We start from the raw sequence: 25,366 nt of genomic DNA on the forward strand, positions 1-25,366 counted from the left end.
GTTAAATTATATAACCAGACGCGTAACAAGCATATTATTCGGTTGTTTCTCCAGTGTATACAGTAGCCGCAGGGCCGGTCATATATACTTTGTTACTGGACTCATCCCATTCAATATATAAGTCTCCACCTTTAAGCGAGACATAACCAGTACGATCAGAATATCCATTCAGTACAGAAGAGACCAATGTCGCACAAGCTCCTGTTCCACAAGCAAGTGTCGGCCCTGCTCCTCGTTCCCATACACGCATGTCCATTCGATCACGACTTTGCACCGTTGTAAATTCTACATTGACTTTACGCGGGAATAATGGATGATTTTCAAGTAGTGGTCCCCATTTATTCAGATCGATATTCACAGCATCTTCTACATAAATAACGCAGTGAGGATTACCCATAGATACCGCTGTAAAATGGAAAATCTGACCTTCCACTTCTATCTCTTGATTGATTACTGGATTGCCTTCGATTGCTACAGGAATTAACGTACTATCCAAAATAGGCTCTCCCATATCGACACGAACTGTATGAGCTATCCCGTCTTCAGCTTGCACAGTAACCGATTGAACTCCTGCACCCATCGTTTCTATCGTGATTTCAGTATGAGGCGTTAACCCACGATCATACACATATTTGGCAACACAACGAATCGCATTCCCACATTGTTCTGCTTCTGATCCATCTGAATTAATAATTCTCATCATAAAATCTGCATTTGCAGACGGCAAAATATAAACCAATCCATCTGCACCAATACCAAAGTAACGATTGCAATGCTTAATCGCTAATTCTGCTACATTTGCTGGTAAGGATGGCTCTCCATAGACGATGATAAAATCATTGCCCAGACCATTCATTTTTGTAAATTCCATATTGATTCTCTCCTCCGAAAAACACGTTCTATTGGGTAAGCATACATGATGGCACTATAAATTGCTATGGCTTTGTGGCATGATAGAAGATGATTATGATAGTAAGAATAGGAGAATACTCGATATGGCATTAGATGGCATTGTTACCCGTGCGATTGTTCATGAGCTTCAATCTCTGCAAGGCGCACGTATTAATAAAATTCACCAACCGACAGGTAATGATATTGTTTTTCAGATTCGTGCACAGCGCGGGAATCGCAAATTAATTCTAAGCGTTAATCCTACCTATCCACGTGTTCAATTTACCGAGCAATCCTTTATGAATCCACAAGAAGCACCTATGTTCTGTATGTTGCTTCGCAAGCATTGTGAAGGTGCTATTATTGAATCGATTGAACAGGTAGGTATGGAACGTGTAATTCATTTCAATGTACGTCAGCGGGATGAATTAGGCGATGTTTCTTTCAAACGATTGATTATTGAAATTATGGGTCGTCATAGTAATATGATTGTGATCGATCCTGCAACCAATACGATACTGGACGGAATTCATCATATTACACCAGCAATCAGTAGCTATCGTGTGATTATGCCCGGCTTTAGCTATGTAGAACCACCAGATCAGCACAAATTAAATCCTTTAGAAACCAGTGAACAACAATTCATGGAGAAGCATCGTGAAAATATCGATCCTCCTGCTCGTTTTCTATTGAATACATTTAGCGGTCTAAGCCCATTGATTGCCGAAGAAATTGTATATCGTGCTCAACAAGCTGATATTAGCGCTAATGGAGAAAATGAAAACACTTATCCAGATGTACCGTATATCTGGCAAGCATTTTCCAGCTTAATGGAGCAAGTATCCAAAGGGGAATTTGCTCCGGTGAGCGGTCTCAATGCACAAGGCAAAATTGTATTTTCAGCAGTTCCTTTAACATTGATTCAAGAAGAAGAAAAGCACTATGATTCGATCAGTCAATGTATCGAAGCTTATTATGGTGACAAAGCCGAACGCGATACGGTTAAGCAAAAAACAAGCGATCTGTTGCGTTTTCTCCAAAATGAACGTAGCAAAAATATTAAAAAATTGGATAACTTGCAAAAAGATATTAAAGAAGCTGAAGGCGCTGAAAAGTTCCGTATTCAAGGAGAACTATTATTTGCTTCTCTCCATGAACTAAAACGTGGTGACAAGCAGATCGAATTGATTAACTTCTATGATGAAGAACAGCGTCCAATAACGATTACTCTTGATCCACAATTAACACCGTCTGATAATGCACAGCGCTATTTCAAACGTTATAACAAATATAAAAATAGTCTCGCTGTAATTGATCAACAATTAATCAAAACACATGCTGAAATTCAATATTTAGATTCGTTACTCCAACAGCTAGGTAGTGCTTCACTACAAGATATTGATGAGATTCGTGAAGAATTAGCTGAACAAGGGTATGTACGTAATCGTAATAAACGTGCCAAAAAGAAACGCAAAGACAATCGCCCTACTCTTCATGTCTACACTTCCAGTGAAGGTATCGAAATGTATGTAGGGAAAAATAATTTGCAAAATGATTACATTACGAATAAATTAGCTCATTCGAATGATACATGGTTACACACCAAAGATATTCCGGGTTCTCATGTAGTTATCCGTAGTCAACAATTTGGCGAAGCTACATTAGCAGAAGCCGCTCAGCTTGCCGCTTATTTTAGTCAGGCTAAAGAGTCTAGTAGTGTGCCTGTAGATTACACTCTTATTCGTCATGTACGTAAGCCAAGTGGAGCCAAGCCGGGATTTGTGATTTACGAACAACAGACTACGCTGTTTATCACTCCTGAAGAAGAGGTAGTCAAAAGCTTGGAAAGCACGATCAAATCGTAATGCTCGTCTGACTATAGAATAGGTATGCTTCAATAAAGTATGCTTTAAATAGGCTCTTATGTTGAAATCAAACAAAGAACGGCTGGACTACACCTATTACAGGTGATCATCCAGCCGTTTTTCTTATAACTATATCTAATGTTTTTGCTATCATTCCACTGTGATTACTGTATGATGATTATTCTGCTGTAATCCCTGTCTCGATAGCTGTCTGTAATTGGCGCAGTTGAGTTAAGGTAGACATCGGTACATTTTTGCCACCTAATGGGCCATGAAATACTTTTCCTTGACGCTCTCCATGATAATCAGAGCCACCGGTAACTATTAGATCCCGGCGTTGGGCTATTTCCAGATATCGTTGCTCATCTTCAGGAGAATGATCGGAATGATACACTTCTAAGCCTGCTATAGAACTGTTATCCAGAATACGCTCTACTAATGCATCATCACCATAAATACCTGGATGTGCCATTACAGGAACTCCATTGGCTTCACGAATCCATACCGCTGCATCAGAAGCTGTAATACGTGGTGGAGAGACATATGCAGCCGCTCCTTCTGCTAGATACTTGTTAAAAGCATCTTTTAGATCGACAGCATATCCTTTCGCTACCAATACATCCGCCATATGCGGACGACCGATACTTTCATCAGGCATTAATTCTCTGCCTAATTGCTGGATGACTTCATCCATCGTAATCTCTACGCCCAGATCACGTAACTTTTGCAAAATTTGTACGTTACGATTGTCTCGAACTTCACGTAGTCCTTGCAGACGTTCTAGCAATTGAGGATCTTCTGTATTAAGGTAATAACCAAGAATATGAATATCTTTATTATCTTCTCTAGTGCTAATTTCTACACCAGCAATCACTTCAATATCATACTGCTTGCCTGCTTCTATCGCTTCGGCTACACCAGCCACCGTATCATGATCGGTTACAGCAATCGCGCCCAGACCTGCTTCTACTGCTAACTTTATATTTTGCGTTGGTGTATTCATACCATCTGATGCCTGACTATGAGTATGCAAATCTGCATAACGTTCTTCTTGAGAATTATCCATTATCTAATCACTCCTATGTTATTGCTTCTACCTATCTATTACACTTCTATATTCACACCCACTCATACTCTTGTACAAATTGTAAAAAAGTGACTGCCGGAATAGTCAATAATGTAGATTTAAGATGAATCGAATAAAATTGCCGTTGAAACGAAACATTTTCAATAGTTAATACTTTCAATAATCCTAAAGTAACTTCATGCTTAACCGATGATGGTGATAAAATCGTAATGCCGAGTCCAGCTTCTACAGCAGATTTTACAGCTCCTGTACTCCCTAATTCCATCACTGTCTGAATTTGAGAAAGGTCGACTTGATGTCTAATTAGTTCTTCTTCCATCACCTGGCGAGTTCCAGAGCCTTTTTCACGTAACACAAATGGATACTTCAACACATCTGTTAATTGCACAATCTCTTGATCAGCCAGAGGATGGTTGCCGGGTACAATGAGTTTGAGTTCATCTTGCATCACAGGCTTAATCGTCATATCGGGATGTTCAACAGGCGCTTCGATCAATCCAAAATCTAGCTGATTACGACTAATTTCATCTAAAATTTGAGTGGTATTCATCACTTTGAGCATGACTTTCATATGTGGATATTGCTGACCCAGTGGACCGAGCAGACGAGGTAATACGTACTCACCAATCGTATTACTTGCACCTAACACTAATCGCCCTGCTAGACTATCGGTAAATCTGGACATGACTGCATCGGTTTCCCGCATCAAATGAATCCCTTGCGAAGCGAACGGCATTAACGCATGACCTGCTTCAGATAACTCAATGCGCTTGGTCGTCCGATTGAACAATTTGGTGCCAAAATGATCTTCTAAAGACTGCACTTGCATCGTGACTGCCGGTTGCGTCATATGAAGAGCTTGCGCCGCCGCTGAGAAACTGCCACGCTCGGCAACTGTATAAAAAATGTGTAATTGATGAAAATTAAATGCCACTACCGTTCCCCCTCCTTGCTATGTATATATTGTACCATTTTCAAATCAGCATACAAAAAAGAAGCTCGCTTTAACAGCCGCTTCTTTTCAAAAGTATTATGATTAGATATGTGAGTCGTTTTATGAACATTGCATGTTTACGCAAACTCCTAATACAACGCTATGTCTTCTTTTCTATTAGGCACATCTGCTGTCGATATACAAAGCTTATTTGCGTTTACGACTGTTTTTGATCAAAGTCATCCGACGAGAGTGTCTTAACCATGAATAGTAAGATTTAAGATCGCGAAGCTCAATCGTTTCCGACATTTTACCCAAAAATGTAACGATAATCATTTTGTGCAGTGGGTTACCTGTAAGATCGTATTCACCTGGTAGATCAGCAAATTCAGCAACAACAACAAGGTCTTCATCAATTAAATATACATCTTCTTCTTTGCGATAATACGATACAATACGATTTTGTTTAAGCGTTTCCCACATAAATGAAGCAATTTCTTCAGGTTTAGTCTGAGCCTTAGCGATACGGTCGTTATAACGACTAATAGCATGATTCGTAATTACGATATCTGCAACTTTTTTCTCGCCAAGTTCTACATGAAAAGGTTCATACGTGCTCCAACGTTCCATTACTTTATCTCTCATTAACTATTCACTCCCCATTCTGTATGGGTCTTTCCGTCTAAGTATTTATACCTATTAAGATATATACATCGTTCGCCCTACACAAGACGAAAAAGCTACCATTTTTTAACTCATTTCACTAAATTTATTTAATTTTTAAAGTAAATTGATTTAAATTCAATATTTGTCTTTGCAACCTTACAGTTCTGTAGTCCCACTAAATATTATATCGACAGGGAGTAACGTTTCTTTAACCCATAAATGATAAATCTTCAAAATTATCATAAATAATACTTAGTACATACCTTTAAACGCTGTTAAATGAAACCGTTTCCTACAATAAAATATAAAAAAGCGACCATTAAAGGTCGCTGATAAATGGTAGTCAGAACTGCTCATTTCAAAATACTTGATTAAATACCGTAAAATTGAGTCTGATCAGGTACCGCTTTGGTATATTCCGTTTTGATCTCATTTCGATAAGATCGTTCAACTTTGCGCACGTAAGAAAGACGACGGATATTTTTGAGTGTTTCTTCTGCTTTTTCAGTGTACAAATACATAACTACATAATGCATGCGACGTGAAATATAATGAACACAGCCATATTTTTCAAGATTGCGTGCTGCTTTAACATCATTAACCCAGATAATGTAGCCCATACGTGAAGGCAGTGCTAATTCTTGTTCTTCTGGTTGCTGTGTTACATTTTCTTGTTGTTCGTTCTCAACTGCATCCACATGATCCTCCACTACCACATCCGCCTCCTTTCGGTAAAGGGTTATTGCTTGGAACTTTAATACTTTCAGAGACCGAATGTGCTATCAACTCTGACATTTCGTATAACATTTGATCCAATTTTTCCTCAGCATCTTTAAAGCGCCATACCGCTTCTATCTGTTCCATTTCTCGTTGAACAGCTTCTACCTGTTCTTTGGCTTCATGGAAGTTGGGATGAAAATGTCCAAACCGTTGTGTTTCTTCAAATAATTCTTTTTTGCTGTTGAGCTTGTGCATCAAGCTTATAACTTCCGGGTGAGCCAGCATACGCTCTTCCCAATATAGGTAATTCGCGACTTCGATAGAATTGTTGATCATATCGCCTAATTCATAGGCGCTTGTCAAGACTTCGGCCATATCGACCGTCCTAATCTCGGTTACGCTCATGAAATTCATCTCGTTTCTGTATATAAAGTGGACAACCCTCTAACTTAGTTGTCTTTATTATCATAGCATAAGCCGAGAACAGATTAGAAGTGCTTTTCCAAAAATGGTATCTTTAATACATAAAGTTCACTATATTTAGCGATAAAACAACGATTTTCTTCTAAATACCTTACAACAAAGGTGAACATTCTTTGCGATAATCCATCGGAGATAGACCTATTTCTTTTTTAAATAGTTGGGAAAAATACGATTGCGATTTAAATCCTACAATTTCGGAGATATCCAAAATCGAATAATTCGTAGATTCTAACAAAAATTTAGCTGTATTGATTCTAACCGTAGACAAATATTTAAGTGGCGATATATCGTATGTTTTTTTAAAAGCATGAGATAGATAGTATTTATTAATATGTGCTTCACTGGCTAATACATCTAGCGTAATATCTTTTTTGAAATGAATATCGATAAAATTGCGTACAAGAGCGATCTCACGATTTACTTTTTGGGAAGGTTCTACATGCAATGATACAGACTTTTTACGTAAAATAAGATAAAGCAAAATACGGATCAGATGTCTGCCTATTTCTTCATAAGCATACTGTCTGGCATTGTATTCTTCAAAAAGTTGATGCACATAAAATAAAATACTGTTGTTCACATCATCTATTTTAAGATAAGAAAAAGGATTTTCTTCATTTACTAATGAAATGCCATGAATTCCAATAACAATATATTCAAGCAACTGGTGTGTATCTGAAATTTCCGTATGTTCAACATTGGGATTAATAACGATTACATCATTTTTTTTGATTGCAAATCTCTTATCCTCTACTAGAAATTCTCCTCTTCCACTCGTCACATAAAAAAATTCAACAAAATGGTGTGAATGCTTCATCGTGACCCAATTTTCTCCATCCGTATCCGATTTGTTAATATAAATTAACTCCGCATTGACATACGAATGAACATCGATCGTAGACGAATGTCCTCCACTATTCATCATTATCACCTCTTCATTCTAAAATCATCCACCTTTATAAACAATTCTTTACATCCTATGAACCCAATGTTCACACTATTTAGTCATATTATTTATTTTAAAGCAATAAATCTAAAATACATAGCAATAAAGATAAATTCTAATCTAAATGGCAAACGTATAATAAACTTATTCATACATTCATTTTGTAACACTAAAGGAGGGATAAATGATGAGCAAAAAAGCAGTAAACACCAAATCGTTTTTGTTATTAATCACAGGTTTATTTATCGTAGGGGGTACACTTCTAACTGTTATGCTGTATATGTTCAACTCCAATGATAAAGTTGCCACAGTCGATGAACATGCTATCAGTCAACAAGAATTAACCTTTTATATGCAACAATTACGTCCTAAAATACAAAATGAATTTCAAACCAAATACCAACGTCCACTTAGTAAAGAAGATTGGTACAAAAAAGTTGACGGAACAACACCTATGGATCAGTTACAGCAACAAGCGTTAGCTCAAATTGTAAAAGACAAAACATTATTAATTGTTGGCAAACAGCAGCATTTGATCGAACATATCGATTATGCAGATATTATTCAAGCAATGAATACCGAAAACAAAAGTCGTACCGAGGCGATATCGCGTGGTGAAATTGTATATGGATTAACTTCTTTCACACCACAATCGTATTATTCTCACTTGCTAACCTCTCTTCGAACAGAACTGAAAAAGAAATTAAGCCAATCTCCAAATGACCCTCTTTATATTGATAACAAAGACGCTTACGCCTACTTTAATGCTCATCAAGCAGATTGGACGGTTAATGCGACTACGTACGAAATAACTAAGCTTCATATCCCTTCTACTCAGCAACAGAAAGCAACTACTTTGCAACAAATCACACAAGACCTACAACAAAATATGAGTCTTGCTATGATTCAAAACAAATACAAACTACCTCAAAAAATAGCAGAGACTGTTACACCTGATAGCAATACCTCGCAAAATTCGTATCAAAATGAACTGATTATGAAGCTTAGAAATACTGATGATGCTTCAAAACCAATATTTATCGAGACAAAGCAAGGTTTTGATTTGTATCAATTGGAACACACCGCTATCAATAAAGAAGAAGCTTTCAAACAGTACCAAGCGCAGATTACACAAACATTGCTAGAAGATCGACTGAATACGTATTTAAAACACGTTCAACAATCCCTTCCGGTTACAGTAGATCAACCCAAAATTAGTACTGTATTAGCCACTTCTTCATTCATGATACTGTAGCATTCTATATTGCTTATTCTGTAGTTTGGAAAAGTAAATTCAATTGGAGGTCTATAATGCCTAACATTAAAAAAGCTTGTATTGGCTTGGTATTGTTTACGTTATTATTTACTCTATTCCCTACTTATTCTGCGAATGCTAATACTTCTGTAGACTCACCTAAAAATGCACTTAGCGGCAATGCTCCTAATCCATACGGCGGAACCGATTATTATCTTGATGCAACCAACGGAAAAGATACAAATGACGGTAAATCTATCGATACTGCATGGCAAACGTTACAAAAAGCAAACAATACTACATTTCAGCCAGGAGATCGCATTTTGCTTAAATCTGGTGAGAGCTGGCAGAATCAGCAACTCTGGCCCAAAGGATCAGGAACAGCCGGTAAACCGATTGTGATCGATCGTTATGGTGATGAAGCACTGGGCAAACCTTATATTGCTACCAACGGCAAAGTAGATAACCCTCTTCAATATATAAATGGAGATTTTGTCAAAGATAAAAATAAAGTCGGCTTGACCGGTGCTGTCGTTCTACGCAATCAGCAATACTGGGAAATTCATAATCTTGAATTATCCAATGATGATGATTTCAATACCGATATTAATGTCTCTGCCAAAACCAAGTCAGTTGTTCGAGATGGTATATCTATTTCCATTAATGCTGATTTACTAGAAGGAAACGATAAAATTATGGATTACTTCCGAATCAGTGATAATTATATTCACAATATTGATGGGCCTACAGACTGGCAAAAAATTCATTATGGTGGCATCGTTTTTCAAGTATTTGGAGAAAAAAGTTATAAATCTTACGATGAAGGTGCTTATTATTTCCAAGATGTCCGTATCGAAAATAACCGTTTCTACCAAACAGAACTACATGCGATTGAATTTGCTTTTAACTGGTTTTATGATCGCGATGCTAGTTCTGGTGAATATGATGAAACAGGTAAATTTCATGAAGGTTGGGAACAGCTATGGGTGAAAAACAGAGATTTGTATAGTCGTGATGTGTATATCGGTCATAACTATGCGGAAGATATTGGTCAAGGCGCGATTCAGCTAGCGAATACCAAAGATATGACTGTCGAATACAATGAAGTGAATGGCTATTTGCAACGCTATAATGCCGTTTCTTGTGGGTTGTACTTATGGGCAGGGGCAGATACGGTTATGCAATATAACGAAGTCTACGGCGGACCGTATGGAGAATATGATGGTACCCCGTGGGATTTGGAATTCACCAATTTTAATGTGACCTATCAATATAATTATTCTCATGATAATGCAGCAGGTTGGATGGCTTATATGGGGAATAGCTCTAATTCGATTGCACGCTACAATTTAAGTGTAAATGATAACGGAGTTATTGTTAAAAATATGCTATCTACCAACTATTCACCTACGTATTTCCTGAATAATGTATTTGTCTATGATGCTTCCAAAATGGATTGGTTCCACGATGAAGTATTTAAAGATACCGTTTATTTCTTAAATAATGTATTTTATAACACATCAACAACTACGCCTACTAAATGGTACCGCAAAGAAGGAGCATTGAACAAAGCTGTCTTCTCGAACAATGCGTACTATGAAGCTGGTGGCGTACAGTCTGCACAACAACCAGCCGATGCGCATGCTGTACTAGCAGATCCGCAATTTGTAGCTGATCCTGCGGATTACAAACGTGGTAATGGCGTTGCTAACATTGTTGATTCAGCCGCTAATTTCAAAGTCAAACCAACTTCACCATTAATTGATACTGGTCGCTATAATGTACATGCAGGACAAGCCGATTTCTTTAACAATCATCTATACTATGGCGACAATATTGATATCGGAATTCAAGAAAGTCCAATAGGAACCAAAGTTGAATCACCTGTGGATACCAATCCTATCGAAAATGAGCAACCTGCACCACGTGAAAATCTAGCGCTTCATCAGCAGATTACAGCTAATTATACTCATCCAAATAAAGGCTTAGAAGCTACTAATCTGGTAGATGGCAAAACAACGACACGCTGGGCAAGCCCGGATGAAGTCACCTATCCAATCGAGATTACTATCAATTTTGGTAAACCTATTGCTTTTGATGAAGTCTATTTAGACGAATATGTCGATAGCGGAACCGATCCACGTATTCTTGAATATGAATTGCAACAATATGATGAAGCTACAGATACATGGACTACTTTTCAAAAGCAGACCAACGGTTTGGGAACCAATGTCTCGTTAAAAGATTTTGGTGATATTACAAGTAGTCAGCTTCGCTTGCTAATTGATAGCGTCAAACCTGGTGCAACTGGAACGCCTACACTCACTGAAATTCAGGTATACAATAACAACAGTACTGAAAATCCGCAACAACCGACAACCTCGATCACTTCAGCAACATATGATCTGAATCCGTCCAAACAAAATGATCCTGCGAATCAAGTAACATGGGATGTCTATCTGAATGGAGATACGTTATCCACGATTCGTTATATCGGAACAGAAGGAAATGTGTTGAGTAGTCTGACCGAAGGCAAAGATTATACAGTTAATGGAGATACGTATACGCTAACACGAAGTTTTTTAACATCACGAGCAGTTGGCAAGTCAGGCTTACAGCTTGAATTCGCTTCAGGAGCACAACTCAAAATCGATCTGAATATTATCAATTCTACAGATACTTGAGTGATCATGATGACATGATGGATAAATAGGAACAGCTGGTAGTAAAAAAGATTCAGAATGGGGTGTATTGTTCACCCGTTCTGAATCTTTTTGGTTGCCTAATTTTTTTACAAAGTATAGTTTATTGAATACTTTTCACATCATTATAAATAACACTACAACTCAGTGTTGCAAAATAGATTACGTTTCTACCGCAGATTGTTGCAAATAATTTTCAGCGAGTGCTGTTAATATTTTGGCGGCATTTAACATTCCTGCTTCATCCATATCGAATCTTGGATGATGATGCGGATACGTAATGCCTTTATCTTCATTGCCAACTCCAACAAAAATAAAACATCCTGGCACTTCTTGTACATAATAAGCAAAATCTTCTGCTGGCATCATCGGTGGAGTCACTTCAACATGATCTGCTCCAAAGACTTCAGTAGCCACTTCGAAAAAGCGTTCTGTTTCGCTTGCATGATTCACCAGTGGTGGATAACCCATCATATAATCAATCTCTACTTCTGCCCCATTCATCGCACATACATGACGGGTCACTTCGTCAAACCGTTTACGGATAACTGCTCTAGTTTCTTCATCAAATGTACGTACTGTTCCCGTTATTCGGCAAGTTTCAGCAATTACATTTTTGGCTGTTCCACTATTGATAGTTCCGATCGTCAACACAGCAGGTTGCAAAGGATTTACATTACGACTCACGATAGATTGTAATTGCACCACCAATTGCGCTCCAGTAAGTACACTATCGACAGTCACATGAGGAATCCCACCATGACCCCCTTTTCCTGTAATATCAATCACAAAGTCATCAACAGAAGCCATAATCGGACCTGCGGCACTAGCTAATATTCCGACAGGCAAAGGCGACCATAAATGCACACCATAGATAACATCTACACCTTCAAGAGCACCTGCGGCAATCATTTTCAGAGCGCCACCTGGACATACTTCTTCACCCGGTTGAAAAATAAGACGAATTTCACCTTTTAACGTTGCTCGGTGTTCACTAAAATAACGAGCGACTGCTAATAAACCTGCGGTATGACCATCATGTCCACAAGCATGCATAACACCATCTACCTGTGAAGCATATTCACATTCTTTTTCATCTTGAATAGGTAAAGCATCAATATCAGCACGTAACGCAACTGTTTTGCCGGGTAAATCTCCTTTGATAACACCAATGACTCCTGTATCGCCGACACCGGACGTTGTCTCAATTCCAAAAGATATTAATAGATCAGCAATAAATTTCATTGTATGATGTTCTTGATAAGATAATTCAGGATGACGATGAAGATGCCTGCGCCATTCTACCATATCTGGAAATAAAGCTTCCCAATTGTAATTCCCCATCTGCTCTTCATCCTTTCAATGCTATTCTCATTATTTCATTATACACATAATTATACGTTTCAATACTGCTCAGGTGGTTAAATAATAGTTTATATGACTAGATTCTGTTTCATTATAGTATATTCATGGTAATATCTATGTTCAAACTGACGGGTAAAGCTTGCACCTACCTACAAAACGTACTATCATGAAAAGTGAACTTAACCATAATTTGATATGAAACAAAAAATAGATACATTTTTTTATTACAAAAGGAGGATTTGTGCATGAAAATTAGCAGTTGGTTAACTGCCTTGAATACTTCTGATCTGTACATATCCGTTCTATCCTTGGAGACACGTTATGAATAAAATCAGACATACTTCGCCACGAACACTAAACAACCAGACAACAGCTAATCGCTATCGGAACGCGAATCCTTCTTCCAGTTCTAATGTGCGTAATATACAGCAACCTGCACAGAAAATCACTAAAAAAGGTGCTCCTGATTTTCAATTGTTAATCATGACCGTCATTTTAGTCTGTTTTGGTATTATTATGGTCTTTAGTGCAAGTTCAAGCATTGCATGGACGAACAAAAACTATAACTTTGACTCCTTGTATTTTACGAAAAAGCATATTTTATATGCGGTTATCGGTCTTGTAGGTATGTTTTTCGCTATGAAAGCTCACTATAGTAAATATAAAAAATGGTTTGCGCCCTTTTTTCTAATTACTTTAGCCTTACTGGTTATCGTTCTAATGGTAGGTAAAGAGCTCAATGGTGCTCGAAGCTGGTTGAATATTTTTGGATTTTCACTTCAGCCTTCTGAATTTGCCAAATTAGCTGTTATTTTGTATCTAGCAGCTTTGATCTCCAAAAAAGGAGATAAATTAAGAGATTTACGTAGCGGCTATATTCCGGTCATGGTCGTGGTCGGCTTAATTGCTGGCTTGATCTTTTTACAAAATGACTTAGGTTCTTGTATGATTTTGGTCGCCACAGCGGGTCTAATTATTTTTGCAGGTGGCGCTAGTGTAAAACACATTATGGCTTCTGTGCTTTTACTCGTTCTTGGAGCATCACTTGTATTAGGTATAGGTGCTCTTTTTAATCATGATGATAACACTGGTACAGAAAGTAGCTACAAAGCAGGTCGGATTGAAGCTTTCCTTGATCCGATGGCTGATGAAAAAGGAAGTTCTTACAACCTTGTTCAATCGTTAACTGCTATTGGAGTTGGTGGATTTACAGGTTCAGGTTTTGGACAAAGTATTCAGAAGCTTCATTACCTTCCTAACCCTTACAATGACTTTATTTTTGCAGTAATCGGTGAAGAATTCGGATTTATAGGAACCAGCTTATTTCTACTACTGTACGGGTATTTTATCTGGCGAGGTTTGTTTATCGCATTACGTTGCCCTGATATCTTTGGAACACTGGTCGGTGTTGGTATCATGAGCTTGATTGCGATTCAAGCATTTATTAATATCGGCGGTGTTACGAATACGATTCCAATCACAGGGGTTACACTACCATTTATTAGTTATGGTGGTACATCATTGATTATGATGATGACCAGTATGGGAATCATGTTAAGTATTTCTCGTGAAACTAATCGTGTAGCTAGTGAGAAATCACAAACAACCAATTCACGTATCGGTAATCGTCAATCGATCTCGATGCGAATGAAATAATAAAACGATAGTATAAAAAAGACGACAGAGATTACTTCTGTCGTCTTTTTGTATGTTTATGATCAAAATGTCTACAAAATATCGTCTTTAAAAGCAACGCCTTCTACTTTTACGTTGACTTCAACCACTTTAAGCCCAGTTAGATTTTCTACAGCTTCGCGTACATTTTGTTGAAGCATGCGGCATACTTCATGAATTGGAGTTTCATACAGCACGATAATACGTAGATCAATTGCAGCTTCCAATTGTCCGACTTCTACCGTAACTCCTTTTTGTACATTTTTACCACTTAGACGTTTGGCAAATCCATCGGATAATCCTCCAGACATAGCAGCAATACCTGGCGTTTCTAAAGCGGCCATGCCCGCTACTTTTGCTACGACGTCATCGGCAATTTTGATAATACCCATTTCCAATTGTAATGATTCGGTCATGTCCCATCCTCCTCTAAAGCTTAAGCCATTATCTTTATAAAAGAACTTCTATATCAAGCTGACTTTTCTCCTCTATTGTATCAGCATTCTGCCAAAATCTAAACTTTATCTCACGCAATTGGTTTAAATACACTACTGTTTTGGTTATAATGTTAAAGAATTTACATAAAATATATAGAAAAAGGGGTGCAGAATGAAGAAACATTTATCTACGATTTTATTGGCTATCTTTTTTGTGTTTAGTGCTATTGCTCATTATGCACATTTGAATCCTATTCTACAATTTGTAGTCTCGGCTATAGCTGTTGTATTAGTCGCTGGATTTCTAGGACGGGCTACAGAAAGTGTAGCTCATTATGCGGGACAACGTTTAGGTGGATTTCTTAACGCTACCTTTGGTAATGCCGCAGAATTAATTATCGCTATCATGTTGCTACGTGAAGGATTATACGATATGGTCAAAGCCAGCTTAACCGGCTCGATTATCGGCAATCTATTACTGGTACTTGGTCTTAGTATTTTTGCAGGTGGTGTAAAGCATAAGATTCAGAACTTTAATGTAGCGCTTGCTAATATGAACGGTTCATTGATGATTGTAGCTGTCATCGCACTATTTGTTCCTGCTTTGTTTTTGAATACTCATTCGATCACTCCTACCGAAGTCGATACACTTAGTCTGATTGTAGCCGGACTATTGATCGCTGCGTATGTTGCCTGGTTGATCTTCTCGATGATTACACACAAAAAGTATCTTGAAGATGTGAAAGATCCCAAAGCACCTGAAGATCATGAAGAACCCAAATGGTCTAAAAATAAATCTATTTTGTTTTTGGTGATTGCTACTGTTATGACTGCTTTTGTCAGTGAATGGCTTGTAGGTACGCTTGAGACATTTACAACAGACTTTGGATTCAGTGAATTATTTGTCGGTGCATTTGTAGTAGCGATTATTGGTAATGCTGCTGAACATAGTGCTGCGATTATGCTAGCGATGAAAAACAAAATTGGTGCATCGGTTGAGATTGCTGTCGGTAGTAGTCTACAGATTGCTCTCTTTGTAGCGCCAGTACTGATTTTTGTGAGCTTTTTCTTAGGCAATACGATGGATATTGTATTTACGACGTTAGAACTTGTCGCAATTATGGTATCTGTATTTATCGCCAAATCCATTATTCAAGATGGTTCGACCAACTGGTATGAAGGGCTATTGTTATTAGTCACTTATATTATTCTCGGTGTCTCTTTCTATCTTGTCTAAATTAAAACAAACCAAAAACGCCTGTGCCCTCTTCTGAAGGTACAGGCGTTTCTATGTAACGAAAGTCTGCTACTCAGCAGACTGTTGTTTATTATTCATGGCTTCATACAACACAGACAAATTACGCTCCAGGTTGCTGATCAGCTGTTTGCCTACAGGCTCAGAAACAAATCCAGCACGTATAGCAAAATCTACTTCTTTGGAAAAGCCGTATACTTGAGTATCCAGAACTTCCTCGTACAGAGGACAGTAACGAGTATCCAAATTCTCCATCTGTATTTCAATTAATTTTTCAATTTTATTTGCATCTTCTTGTAGAAGATTCAATGCTTTTATATTCAACTGCTCTTGTAAATCAGATGAAGTCATGCTCTTCCCCCCCATGTTCGAGAATCGTCAGTCACTACTACTATTAATATTAGACGAAATTGGAGGCTAATACAAGAACCCCTAACGAAATTAAAGGAATTTACATTATATTTTAACTATTTATTGAAAAATAGAATTCGGATTGATCCATACAAAAAATGCTGCGATTCACAAGGAATCAGCAGCATTTCGTTAATCATTGACCTTCTGCAAGTTTTACGGCAAGTCCGTGCTTTTCAAAAGCAGCAACTACTGCTTTTTTAGCCTCTTCTTCGTCTGGTCCATGTACATGGAGCTCATAGTCTTGATTTTTCACAAGTGTTGTAAATAGCCCCAAAATACTTTTAACATCAATAAATTTAGATTCGTGTTGTAAAACAATAGAAGAAGTGAACTGACCTGCTGTCTGTGCGATTTCAACTACTGCGGCATTATTCGTATTACTTGTTGCCATTTGAGAACCCTCCTACTCCGACTAAAATTTTCAACAATTCAGGTTTTCCATTTACATCATAATTGAATACGCTTTCTTATGCAACCCATTTCTTACAGCGTATGAGAGCGATAAAAAGAGGTTACGATTGTGAATAGCGTATAAGATGCTCTCAACAATATATAACCTCTTTTACCATTTTCAATCTTTTATAGTATTTATTAAAAGATTATTTCAAGTTCTCTGGATTAAGCGCTTCTAGTTCTGGCAATACAAAGATTCCGTCTTTGCGAATCAATACATCATCAAAGTAAATCTCACCGCCACCGTATTCTGGACGTTGAATAAATACTAGATCCCAGTGAATCGAAGAACGATTACCGTTATCTGTTTCTTCATATGCTTGTCCTGGTGTGAAGTGGAAACTACCTGCGATTTTTTCATCAAATAAAATATCGTTCATCGGATGCAAAATATGAGGATGGAATCCAATCGCAAATTCTCCGATATGACGAGCACCATCATCTGAATCCAAAATGCTGTTTAATTTCTCGGTATCATTACTTGTTGCTTCAACAATTTTACCATTTTCAAAACGGAAAGTGATGCCTTCAAAAGTAGTACCGTTATATACCGTTGGTGTGTTGTAGCTGATAACGCCATTAACCGAATCACGAACCGGCGCGCTAAATACTTCACCATCTGGAATATTGCGTTGACCGGAACATTTTTTAGCACCGATATCTTTGATAGAGAATTGCAAATCTGTATTTTTACCGACTAAGCGAACTTTGTCTGTACGGATCATTAATTGCTCTAACGCATCTTGAGCTTTGTCCATTTTAGCGTAATCTAGATTACATACGTCAAAATAGAAATCTTCAAATGCTTCTGTGCTCATTCCTGCCAATTGTGCCATGCTTGCATTTGGATAACGAAGTACTACCCATTTGGTATGTTTAACACGTTGCTCGCTATGAACAGCATGTTGATAAATACTGTTGTACAACTTTTGTTTGTCATCAGGAACATCGGATAGATCATTGATATTTTCGCCTGCACGAATACCAATATATCCTTGCATCTGCTTCATACGCTCTAGATCAAGTGCAGCCCATGTTTTCATGCTTGATTCTGTCGCATTCATCAACATAGCACGTTGTACTTTACGATCAGTCAATTGAACAAACACATTACCGCCTCGTTCGCCAATCGCATGAATCACTGCATTTAATAGATCACGTTCATTACCGATCATTTCGACCAAAACATTTTCCCCTGGTTGTACATCGATTGAATATTCAACCAAATTTTTGGCTAATACTTTTACTCTAGGATCTTGCATCACATATCTTCCCCTCGTAAATAGTTTTTTAAATATTTTTTTGAACAACGGTTAATTATTCAAAAAACATTGTATCATGATGTTAAGTTTCTTGTCTTTACCTGTCGTTATAAAATAAAAAAAGTAGCTCTAGCATCTATATCGCTTATCGATAATGATCCATAGAACTACTCCTTATATTATTCTCTTGGACTTTCATCAATACAGACTTGATTACGCCCACTTTTTTTAGCCTGATATAGCGCCATGTCTGCACGATAAAATAAAGATTCTACACTTACTTTTTTGTCTTTGCGATCCCATGCTGCAATTCCGCAAGAAACGGTCACTGTTGGATCTGTTTCCTGTTCGATTTTTTCACGAATCCGTTCAGCGATCACTTCTGTTTTCTCTGCATCAATCTGAGGAAAATATACCGCTAATTCTTCTCCGCCCCATCGGGCTGCAATATCGTCTTCACGAATAGAAGATTGAATCATTTTACTGACTTGCTTCAAAATCTCATCGCCGATCTGATGACCATACGTATCGTTCACCTGTTTGAATTTATCTATATCGACCATCAATAACGTTCCGCTATCTTCTTTGCTTTGATAGCTGTGAATCTTTTCGTCTAGATAGCGACGTAGATATAACCCTGTGAGCGCGTCACGGCTTGCCATACGTCTTACTTCATCATGTAGGGTTGCATTGGCTACTGCTAGTCCAATGTGCGTTGTAATGACTTGTAATAGCTTAAAATTACCATATGAAAAATAATGACTGGTACGATGACCTAAAAAGATCGATCCATTGACTTCTCCACCACTCATTAACGGAGAAGCGATCATCGAACAAGAACCTGAAGCATTCATAAATAACGATTCCAGACTGGGATTTTGGCAATAATCAGATAAGATCACAGGCTCTTTGGTTCGATACAGTAATCCGGTATATCCATGATCTTTCCCTACTGACTTGCCTTCCATACTTGGAACGTTACCGGTGACCACTTCAAATTGCTCTGTCTCTGGATTCAGATGGAGTACTGCGACGGTCTCTGCTTTGAATACATCAAGCAATTCTTTACCTGCAATATCAAAAATCTCGTTCAATTGCAGACTTTGGTTGAGCCTTCTTGTAATCTCATTGATGAGACGCAGATCTTCGTTGAGCAATTGTGATTGTTCATATAATTTAGCATTTTCAAATGTACGTCCAGCCGCTTCTGCCATAATCCTCATGAGCTCTATATCTTCTTCCTCTAAAGGAGACTCAGACAATAGATGAAATACACCATAGATCGCTTGCTTCCCGATTAGAGGAATCGCTACTTCCATTCGATCAGAACCTTGAGCTTTGGCGTGTATTTCCATAAGTGGTTGCCCTGCTGTAAAAGCACGTACACACATATCTTCTTTTGGATTTTGCAACGATAAAGGCTTTACTCTAGCATTGTTACTTTTATTATCTTGTGATACTAGCAATTCAAATTCTACCTGTGGATACATCTGATCCACGATAGCAAAAAGCTCATTGATCAAAGCATCGATATCGAATTTGTCGTGCATACGTTGAATCACTTGAAACAAGACAGAACGACGCTGGGCTTCACGCTCTGCTAGTGTTTTGGAATGTAACATATCCGCTACAAATGTATATTCGAAGCGACGATAAAATAGACTTTTATAATGCAACACAAGCAATTTAATTTCTTCTGTCGATAATACATCGGAGTCACGATGGATTTGAGCACATCCCATCATCGCAAATTGTTGATGATGACGGCGAGTATAAATAGGAACCATCGTATATCGATAAGGTCCTTCTTCATATTCAATCACATGCTCCTGATTCGTATGAGGAGTTAAGGTTGCTATATCTATCTTTGGTATCAAATGATCACTTGTCTGATCTCCGCCTATATATTTATGCATATGATTTATTAAAAACCAATGTGCATTACCTATCCGCATTTGAGAATGATTTTGTTGTTGCCAATCTTCCAGACTTTCTTGCAACAGTGGTTCAATATGCGGAAAATCTTCAGGATTAATATCCAGATTTTGCAGCCAGAACGTTTCGTCAGCAGTTGATACAACCGGATAGGAGGCATGTCCTTCTTCGGTACGCCAGGCTTGCACCGGATAATTCCATTGATTGTCTGACATATAAAATGCCTCCTTTCACGAATACTAATAAGTGACTAAATTTCTTAACATTAATACACTCATTCTACAATTTTATGCTATGGTTTGCACACAATATTTAATACAGAAATAACCCGTAACAAATTTTACACAAACAATATTTACAAACCTATTGACGACAGATCCCTATTTCCTATATAATTTATTATTGATGAAGACTGGATAGACTTTAATTTGGGGTAACGTTGTTTCACCCTCACGCTTTTTGTTGCTAGCAAGACTGCGGCTGAACATTTTTGCTAGTAGTACGCTTCCTATCCGAGCCTACGACAAACAAAACGCGGCAACATGAATCACAGACCCAAAGCCCCGGAATGTTTATATTCAAAATAAAACTTTAATTACGAAGGAGCTTATTATAAATGTCACGTTACACTGGTCCTAAATTTAAATTAAGTCGTCGTCTTGGTATTTCCCTAAGCGGCAATGGTAAAGATTTGAAACGTCCTTTCCCTCCAGGTCAACACGGAGCGAACCAACGTCGTAAAATGAGTAACTATGGTATGCAATTACAAGAAAAACAAAAATTGCGTCACATGTATGGTTTGGGCGAAAAACAATTCCGTACTTTGTTCTCTAAAGCACAAAAAATTCAAGGTATTGCTGGTGAAAACTTCATGTTCTTGCTAGAAAGCCGCTTGGATAACTTGGCTTACCGTATTGGTTTTGCTAACAGCCGCGCTGGAGCACGTCAATTGGTATCCCACGGTCATATCACTGTTAACGGTAAAAAAGTAGATATCGCTTCTTACTCCGTAAAACCAGGTGATGTTATTGGTCTTCGTGAAAGAAGCCGTAGCTTGTCTTCTGTTAAAGAAGCTATCGAAAACCGTTCACACTTGCCTGCTTACATCGAGTACAACGAAAACGCTGTTGAAGGTAAATATATCCGTTTGCCAGAGCGTTCTGAATTGTCTCAAGAAATCGACGAAAAACAAATCGTTGAGTTCTACAACCGTTAAGATTTAAATTCAAAGCTGTCAGAGAATTTTCTGACAGCTTTTTTTATTTGGTTATTGATTTGGTTATTGAGCACAACACCAAAAAACCGCCAGCATATTGCAGGCGGTTTTTTGGTCTATCCTATCCATTTGAATCTATTTCATCATCATAAAGAGATCATGCTATCAAGTACGGAATTTAGAAATAAGTTCATTCAAAGCATCTGATACAGCATCCAAAGATTGTGCGGAAGCTTGTAACTGCTGTAAAGATTGTGACTGTTGTGTAGAACGTTCTGTTGCACTTGCTGCACGCACTGCTGATGATTTAGCAATATCCGCCAGGTTGTTCAAAGACGCTGTCACTTCTTCTGCGCCAGCTGACATTTGTTCAGATGCAGATGATACTTCTTGAATCTCACCAGCCACACTTTCAATATCTCCACTAATAGAAGCAAACATCTGCTTCGTATCTTCCAACATGATGATACCGTCGGTAACCTGTGTTGAGCCATCTTTCATCCCATTTACTACAGCAGACGTTTCTGCTTGCATAGAGACGATCTGTTCAGTAATCAATCTAGCTGAATCTCCAACGTTGTTCGCTAGATTACTGATCTCAGACGCGACTACAGCGAATCCACGACCTGCTTCTCCTGCTCGTGCTGCTTCAATAGAAGCATTCAGAGCAAGCAATGTCGTCTGTTTGTTAATCGATTGAATCATATCTATAATGCTACTGATCTGTTGAGAACGTTCATTTAGTGAAGCCGCCATACGTCCTGCTTCATCCATGACTTCTTTAGCTCTATCAATTTGCTGAACCGCTTTGTTCAGATGCTGGTTACCCTGCTCTGCTTTTTGCTCAATAATAACTGTAGCTTCTGATACTTCTTGTACCGATTCTGCGATCCGTTGTACACCAATCGCCATTTCTTCCATCGCTACTGTACTTTCATCAGCAGCTTTTAATTGTAATTCGGCACCACTTTCCATTTGTTGCAACTCTTTGACATTATGACCTGCATCTGTGGCGGCCATCGTTGAATCTTGAGCGATCTCTGTAGCTGCATTTTGAATCATAGTCGATTGTTGATTCAGATGATTCATAATGCCACTGGTAGACTCTAGCACTTTGTTAAACTCGTTAGCCATCTGACCAAATTCATCGGCTCTTTGATTAGACAATCGTGCAGAATAATCGCCTACAGCCATTTTACGGCTGACTTCGACTACTTTACGCGTTTCTCGAATCATCCCTATATTATTCCACAAAATCGCGGCACTAATAATGATGATACCGATTGCGCCTACAATAATTAGAATATGTAGCAATTCTTGAGTAGGCTGTTGAATTTCAGAATCAGGTAATACTACAGCAATTTTCCAACCTGTTTCTTGCACAGTCATATAGAAAATAGTATTTAATTCTCCCTGAATATTCACTACTGTACGACCTGTTTGATTTTTGTTAATCAGGTTAGCTACTGTATCCATACCCTCTATTTTTTCATCTTTCAAAGGCATATCCGCTACAATCTCAGGTCTACCACTTGCTAGTACTTCGCCTTTACCGCTGACCAATATAGCACGACCGGCTGTACCTATTTTAAGATTATTTACATAATCTCGAATATTATTCATACTGATATCTGCCAAAGCGACACCGAGCACTTGACCATCATTATTACGAATCGTTTTGCCTGCTGTAATCATTTTGATTTTACTAACCGAATCGGTAAATGGTTCTGTATAATAGATTTTATCAAAGTTATTAAGAGTTGCAGTGTAATAAGGTTGTGTTAAATAATCATAAGCGGGATCATCATATTCTGTTGTTGTTGTAATTTTGTCTCCATCTCGGATTGCATAAGCAGACCGATATTTAACACCTTGTTCATACTGATTTTCTGCGAAGAAAATACCTACCCCGTACGTAAATGGACTTAACATTTGCCAGCGTTCTGTCAGTTTAAAATAATCGGCAATATCTAGATTATTTCCTAATTCTCCTGTAGCTGCTGCAAGTGATGATACAATCATTGAATTTTGTTTTAATTGACTGTTTAAGCTCTCATTCAGTCCTATTAATGTGTTATTAGCATTGGTATTGATTTCTGTATTAAGCTTCTCCTTTGCAAATTGGTACGATAACACACTAATCCCTACAAGAGCGATAATAACAATCGGAAGTAATGTTAATAATGTGCGAGCCTGGATACTTTTAAACTTGAATCTACGCAATGTAATTACCTATCCTCTCTTTATCTATAATAAAATCCACATTCTACTTATATCGACAAATTGATACATAAAATTAATAGTTTCACTTTGAGATATTGGATAAACAACTGACTATTTTGTGACTGTTTATCCCGTTACCTATAATGAACACAAAAAAACCTTTAGCATTACCGAAGTAATACCAAAGGTTGAAATGCATTTGTATTGAATTTGGATTGAATCTGGATTAAGCTTTTTTGATTTTGGCAAATTTACGTTTACCTACTTGTACGATATCTCCATCAGACAGTTCGATACTTGCATTCACATCATCATGTTTTTGCTCGTTAATTTTGAGAGCACCTTGTTGAATACTACGTCTAGCTTCACTGGTAGATGTTGCAAATCCCAAAGTCATGACCAATTTAATAAGACCGATTTGTCCATTTTCCAAAAGACTTTCATCAATGACTACCTCTTGAATATCATCAGGTAATGCACGCTGTTGGAATACAGTCACAAAATGATTTTTTGCAGCCACTCCTGCTTCTTCATTATGGAACATACGTACATAATTTTGAGCTAGATTCATTTTGGCATCACGTGGATGGATAGAACCATCTGCAAGTCCTGCTTTGAGCTTAGCCAGATCTTCATTTGAAATATCTGTTGTTAACTCGTAGTACTTGAGCATCAATTCATCAGGTACACTCATGGATTTACCAAAAATTTCGTTCGGCTCTTCGTTGATGCCGATGTAGTTACCCAGACTTTTACTCATTTTCTGAACGCCATCTAATCCTTCAATAATCGGTAAAGTGATCGCTACTTGAGTTGCTTTACCGTATTCCTTTTGTAGTGTACGTCCCATCAATAAGTTAAACTTCTGGTCTGTACCACCAATTTCGATATCACTTTCAAGTGCTACAGAATCCATCCCTTGCATCAATGGGTAGAAAAATTCGTGAATACTGATAGGCTGACCACCTTGGTAGCGCTTTGTAAAATCATCCCGTTCTAACATACGGGCTACTGTAACTTTGGCAGCTAGATTGACTACATCTGCAAAATTCATCGGACTTAGCCATTCGGAGTTAAAGTATACTTTCATTTTGCTAGGATCAAGAATCTTTGTGATCTGCTCTTTGTATGTCTCTGCATTATGCTTAACTTGTTCTTCGGTTAATTGCTTACGTGTCTCTGATTTACCTGTTGGATCACCAATTCTTCCGGTAAAGTCACCAATAATCAATTGAACATGATGCCCTAATTCTTGAAATTGACGTAACTTCTGCAAAACAACAGTATGTCCAATATGAATATCTGGTGCAGATGGATCAAGACCTAATTTGACCGTTAATGGTTTACCTGTTGCTACTGATTTGATAACTTTTTGACGCAGTGCATCTTCAGGAATAATCTCTGCTGTTCCTCGCTCAATTACACTTAATTGTTTTTCTACTTCTGCTTGTTGTGCTGATGTTAATTCTTCCCATTTCATTATTTATTCGCTCCCTATCACATCATTATACGGATAACTTCCGTTAGAGTGCCTGCTTGAAAATGAGCACCAAAAAAGACCTACCCATCCCCATAAAGGGACG

General features: G+C 37.9%; 21 protein-coding genes and 1 other annotated feature (1 of these 22 cut by a window edge). Of the genes, 6 read left to right on the forward strand and 15 right to left on the reverse strand.

Features of this window, described 5'->3' with window-relative positions; translation table 11 throughout:
- Window positions 1-34 precede the first annotated feature (34 nt).
- On the reverse strand, window positions 35-871 hold the full coding sequence (gene dapF / locus QE450_RS12005; protein ID WP_301263185.1) for a diaminopimelate epimerase: 837 nt from the start codon (window positions 869-871) through the stop codon (window positions 35-37).
- A gap of 124 nt (window positions 872-995) precedes the next feature.
- On the opposite strand from dapF, the gene QE450_RS12010 reads away from it, so the two are divergent.
- Window positions 996-2,756, forward strand: coding sequence for an Rqc2 family fibronectin-binding protein (locus tag QE450_RS12010; RefSeq protein WP_307299500.1), 1,761 nt, complete (start codon window positions 996-998; stop codon window positions 2,754-2,756).
- Window positions 2,757-2,934: 178 nt separating this feature from the next.
- On the opposite strand, the gene QE450_RS12015 is transcribed toward QE450_RS12010, so the two are convergent.
- From QE450_RS12015 to QE450_RS12040, 6 genes are all read right to left on the reverse strand, one after another.
- Complete coding sequence (locus tag QE450_RS12015) at window positions 2,935-3,822, reverse strand: PHP domain-containing protein (protein WP_301263183.1); 888 nt, start codon at window positions 3,820-3,822, stop codon at window positions 2,935-2,937.
- A gap of 52 nt (window positions 3,823-3,874) precedes the next feature.
- Window positions 3,875-4,777 carry a selenium metabolism-associated LysR family transcriptional regulator gene (locus QE450_RS12020; protein WP_273613017.1) on the reverse strand — a complete coding sequence of 301 codons (903 nt, stop codon included), beginning with the start codon at window positions 4,775-4,777 and terminating at the stop codon, window positions 3,875-3,877.
- A 207-nt stretch (window positions 4,778-4,984) separates the two neighbouring features.
- Window positions 4,985-5,422 carry a hypothetical protein gene (locus QE450_RS12025; protein ID WP_273613018.1) on the reverse strand — a complete coding sequence of 146 codons (438 nt, stop codon included), beginning with the start codon at window positions 5,420-5,422 and terminating at the stop codon, window positions 4,985-4,987.
- A 392-nt stretch (window positions 5,423-5,814) separates the two neighbouring features.
- Window positions 5,815-6,063: a YlbG family protein gene (locus tag QE450_RS12030; RefSeq protein ID WP_069329121.1), complete on the reverse strand. Its 249-nt coding sequence runs from the start codon at window positions 6,061-6,063 to the stop codon at window positions 5,815-5,817.
- A 64-nt stretch (window positions 6,064-6,127) separates the two neighbouring features.
- Window positions 6,128-6,568, reverse strand: a complete 441-nt coding sequence (locus tag QE450_RS12035; protein ID WP_273613019.1) for a YlbF/YmcA family competence regulator — start codon at window positions 6,566-6,568, stop codon at window positions 6,128-6,130.
- Between the two features lie 169 nt (window positions 6,569-6,737).
- Window positions 6,738-7,568, reverse strand: coding sequence for a helix-turn-helix transcriptional regulator (locus QE450_RS12040; protein WP_307299501.1), 831 nt, complete (start codon window positions 7,566-7,568; stop codon window positions 6,738-6,740).
- Between the two features lie 211 nt (window positions 7,569-7,779).
- Between QE450_RS12040 and QE450_RS12045 the strand changes: the two genes are divergently transcribed.
- Window positions 7,780-8,847 carry a SurA N-terminal domain-containing protein gene (locus QE450_RS12045; protein ID WP_307299502.1) on the forward strand — a complete coding sequence of 356 codons (1,068 nt, stop codon included), beginning with the start codon at window positions 7,780-7,782 and terminating at the stop codon, window positions 8,845-8,847.
- 56 nt (window positions 8,848-8,903) lie between these two features.
- Complete coding sequence (locus QE450_RS12050; RefSeq protein WP_307299503.1) at window positions 8,904-11,531, forward strand: X2-like carbohydrate binding domain-containing protein; 2,628 nt, start codon at window positions 8,904-8,906, stop codon at window positions 11,529-11,531.
- 180 nt (window positions 11,532-11,711) lie between these two features.
- Here the strand turns inward: QE450_RS12050 and QE450_RS12055 are convergent, their stop codons facing one another.
- Window positions 11,712-12,893 (reverse strand): M20 metallopeptidase family protein, encoded by a 1,182-nt coding sequence (locus QE450_RS12055; RefSeq protein WP_307299504.1) that lies wholly within the window; start codon window positions 12,891-12,893, stop codon window positions 11,712-11,714.
- Between the two features lie 342 nt (window positions 12,894-13,235).
- Between QE450_RS12055 and ftsW the strand changes: the two genes are divergently transcribed.
- Window positions 13,236-14,570 (forward strand): putative lipid II flippase FtsW, encoded by a 1,335-nt coding sequence (gene ftsW / locus QE450_RS12060; RefSeq protein ID WP_273613024.1) that lies wholly within the window; start codon window positions 13,236-13,238, stop codon window positions 14,568-14,570.
- A 71-nt stretch (window positions 14,571-14,641) separates the two neighbouring features.
- Here ftsW and QE450_RS12065 read toward each other — a convergent pair whose 3' ends face one another.
- A complete protein-coding gene (locus QE450_RS12065) occupies window positions 14,642-15,004 on the reverse strand; it encodes an Asp23/Gls24 family envelope stress response protein (RefSeq protein ID WP_204823353.1) in 363 nt (120 codons plus the stop codon).
- Between the two features lie 193 nt (window positions 15,005-15,197).
- On the opposite strand from QE450_RS12065, the gene cax reads away from it, so the two are divergent.
- Complete coding sequence (gene cax / locus QE450_RS12070; RefSeq protein WP_273613025.1) at window positions 15,198-16,262, forward strand: calcium/proton exchanger; 1,065 nt, start codon at window positions 15,198-15,200, stop codon at window positions 16,260-16,262.
- A 69-nt stretch (window positions 16,263-16,331) separates the two neighbouring features.
- On the opposite strand, the gene QE450_RS12075 is transcribed toward cax, so the two are convergent.
- The 4 genes from QE450_RS12075 to QE450_RS12090 all read right to left on the reverse strand — a co-directional run bounded on the left by QE450_RS12075 (window position 16,332) and on the right by QE450_RS12090 (window position 20,559).
- The gene (locus QE450_RS12075; protein ID WP_069329024.1) at window positions 16,332-16,631 is read right to left on the reverse strand and encodes an Fpa/YlaN family protein; all 300 of its coding nucleotides are present in this window, start codon (window positions 16,629-16,631) and stop codon (window positions 16,332-16,334) included.
- 196 nt (window positions 16,632-16,827) lie between these two features.
- Window positions 16,828-17,085, reverse strand: coding sequence for an HPr family phosphocarrier protein (locus QE450_RS12080; RefSeq protein ID WP_069329023.1), 258 nt, complete (start codon window positions 17,083-17,085; stop codon window positions 16,828-16,830).
- Window positions 17,086-17,293: 208 nt separating this feature from the next.
- Window positions 17,294-18,409: an aminopeptidase gene (locus QE450_RS12085; RefSeq protein WP_204823351.1), complete on the reverse strand. Its 1,116-nt coding sequence runs from the start codon at window positions 18,407-18,409 to the stop codon at window positions 17,294-17,296.
- Between the two features lie 179 nt (window positions 18,410-18,588).
- Complete coding sequence (locus tag QE450_RS12090; RefSeq protein WP_307299505.1) at window positions 18,589-20,559, reverse strand: sensor domain-containing diguanylate cyclase; 1,971 nt, start codon at window positions 20,557-20,559, stop codon at window positions 18,589-18,591.
- Window positions 20,560-20,960: 401 nt separating this feature from the next.
- Between QE450_RS12090 and rpsD the strand changes: the two genes are divergently transcribed.
- Entirely contained in the window at window positions 20,961-21,560 is a 600-nt protein-coding gene (rpsD, locus tag QE450_RS12095; protein ID WP_204823349.1) for a 30S ribosomal protein S4, read from the forward strand.
- A gap of 165 nt (window positions 21,561-21,725) precedes the next feature.
- Here the strand turns inward: rpsD and QE450_RS12100 are convergent, their stop codons facing one another.
- On the reverse strand, window positions 21,726-23,783 hold the full coding sequence (locus QE450_RS12100) for a methyl-accepting chemotaxis protein (protein ID WP_307299506.1): 2,058 nt from the start codon (window positions 23,781-23,783) through the stop codon (window positions 21,726-21,728).
- 226 nt (window positions 23,784-24,009) lie between these two features.
- On the reverse strand, window positions 24,010-25,263 hold the full coding sequence (tyrS, locus tag QE450_RS12105) for a tyrosine--tRNA ligase (RefSeq protein ID WP_307299507.1): 1,254 nt from the start codon (window positions 25,261-25,263) through the stop codon (window positions 24,010-24,012).
- A gap of 93 nt (window positions 25,264-25,356) precedes the next feature.
- Window positions 25,357-25,366 (reverse strand) — a binding site (T-box leader); it runs 252 nt beyond the window's last position.

Source organism: Paenibacillus sp. SORGH_AS_0306, assembly GCF_030819345.1.
Classification (GTDB): Bacteria; Bacillota; Bacilli; order Paenibacillales; family Paenibacillaceae; genus Saccharibacillus; species Saccharibacillus kyungheensis.

Coding starts and splice junctions, on each gene's coding strand:
- dapF (WP_301263185.1), bottom strand. CDS start 871: ATGGAATTTACAAAAATGAATGGTCTGGGCAATGATTTTATCATCGTC.
- QE450_RS12010 (WP_307299500.1), top strand. CDS start 996: ATGGCATTAGATGGCATTGTTACCCGTGCGATTGTTCATGAGCTTCAA.
- QE450_RS12015 (WP_301263183.1), bottom strand. CDS start 3,822: ATGGATAATTCTCAAGAAGAACGTTATGCAGATTTGCATACTCATAGT.
- QE450_RS12025 (WP_273613018.1), bottom strand. CDS start 5,422: ATGAGAGATAAAGTAATGGAACGTTGGAGCACGTATGAACCTTTTCAT.
- QE450_RS12030 (WP_069329121.1), bottom strand. CDS start 6,063: ATGGGCTACATTATCTGGGTTAATGATGTTAAAGCAGCACGCAATCTT.
- QE450_RS12035 (WP_273613019.1), bottom strand. CDS start 6,568: ATGAGCGTAACCGAGATTAGGACGGTCGATATGGCCGAAGTCTTGACA.
- QE450_RS12040 (WP_307299501.1), bottom strand. CDS start 7,568: ATGAATAGTGGAGGACATTCGTCTACGATCGATGTTCATTCGTATGTC.
- QE450_RS12045 (WP_307299502.1), top strand. CDS start 7,780: ATGAGCAAAAAAGCAGTAAACACCAAATCGTTTTTGTTATTAATCACA.
- QE450_RS12050 (WP_307299503.1), top strand. CDS start 8,904: ATGCCTAACATTAAAAAAGCTTGTATTGGCTTGGTATTGTTTACGTTA.
- QE450_RS12055 (WP_307299504.1), bottom strand. CDS start 12,893: ATGGGGAATTACAATTGGGAAGCTTTATTTCCAGATATGGTAGAATGG.
- ftsW (WP_273613024.1), top strand. CDS start 13,236: ATGAATAAAATCAGACATACTTCGCCACGAACACTAAACAACCAGACA.
- QE450_RS12065 (WP_204823353.1), bottom strand. CDS start 15,004: ATGACCGAATCATTACAATTGGAAATGGGTATTATCAAAATTGCCGAT.
- cax (WP_273613025.1), top strand. CDS start 15,198: ATGAAGAAACATTTATCTACGATTTTATTGGCTATCTTTTTTGTGTTT.
- QE450_RS12075 (WP_069329024.1), bottom strand. CDS start 16,631: ATGACTTCATCTGATTTACAAGAGCAGTTGAATATAAAAGCATTGAAT.
- QE450_RS12080 (WP_069329023.1), bottom strand. CDS start 17,085: ATGGCAACAAGTAATACGAATAATGCCGCAGTAGTTGAAATCGCACAG.
- QE450_RS12085 (WP_204823351.1), bottom strand. CDS start 18,409: ATGCAAGATCCTAGAGTAAAAGTATTAGCCAAAAATTTGGTTGAATAT.
- QE450_RS12090 (WP_307299505.1), bottom strand. CDS start 20,559: ATGTCAGACAATCAATGGAATTATCCGGTGCAAGCCTGGCGTACCGAA.
- rpsD (WP_204823349.1), top strand. CDS start 20,961: ATGTCACGTTACACTGGTCCTAAATTTAAATTAAGTCGTCGTCTTGGT.
- tyrS (WP_307299507.1), bottom strand. CDS start 25,263: ATGAAATGGGAAGAATTAACATCAGCACAACAAGCAGAAGTAGAAAAA.